Raw genomic sequence first — 927 nt, forward strand, 5'->3', positions numbered from 1 at the left:
GACAAATCGTTCCTAGATTATCTGCAGGAGGTCAAAGAGCATGCGCTTCGTGCGTATGAGCATCAGGACTATCCGTTTGAAGAGCTGGTTGAAAAGCTGAATGTAACGCGGGATACGAGCCGGAATGCGCTGTTTGACACCATGTTTGAGCTGAAAACATGGGAGCAGCAGGAGTTCGAACTGGAAGGGCTGACCATCAGCTCTTATCCACTGGACAATCATACGGCCAAATTCGATCTGAGCTTGGAGGCCATAGAGCAGCCAGAAGGTATTTTGTGCAGTCTGGAATACAGCACGGCGCTGTATAAGCCGGAGACCATGACGCGATTGGCACAGCATTTTGCGGAAATCGTTCGAACTATTGCCCATCATCCGCAGCAGCCACTGGCAGTTTTGAATATGGTGACCGCCGAGGAAAAAGAGCAACTCATCGATGGATTTGGAAATGTGGGGGTATTAGGTGTTGATGCTGTTGAAACAGGAGCACTGTTCCATACCTATGTGGAAGAGCAGGCCCAGCTTATATCAGACCATGTAGCAGTGGTGTACGAGGAGCAACAGCTCACGTACCGTGAGCTGAACGAGCGTGCAAACCAATTGGCGCGTAAATTGCGAAAGGAAGGCATTGGACGCGAGTCGATTGTCGGCATTCTGAGTGAACGCTCGGTAGACATGCTGGTCGGTGTATTGGCGGTGTGGAAGGCTGGAGGCGCCTATGTGCCGCTGGATGCGGACTATCCATCCGAACGGATTCGTTTCATGCTGGAGGACAGCGGTGCGACGGTACTGTTAACTCAAGCTGGCTTGCAGGAGCGCGCACAAGCCTGGCTGAATGAAAGCCAATGGGCTTTGGGCGATGAAAATGCTAAGGGTGAGCTGGAGACGGCGGTTAGCGTTGAAACGGTGGAAAAAGATAGCCTCAATGAA

Annotated in this window: 1 protein-coding gene; it reads left to right on the plus strand. The window is 51.8% G+C overall.

The annotated features are described in order from the left end of the window. The coding region (locus ABEW32_RS25320) for a condensation domain-containing protein (protein WP_430192927.1) at positions 1–927 on the plus strand (927 nt) is incomplete at both ends.

The organism is Paenibacillus jamilae, from assembly GCF_050482105.1.
Classification (GTDB): Bacteria; Bacillota; Bacilli; order Paenibacillales; family Paenibacillaceae; genus Paenibacillus; species Paenibacillus jamilae_B.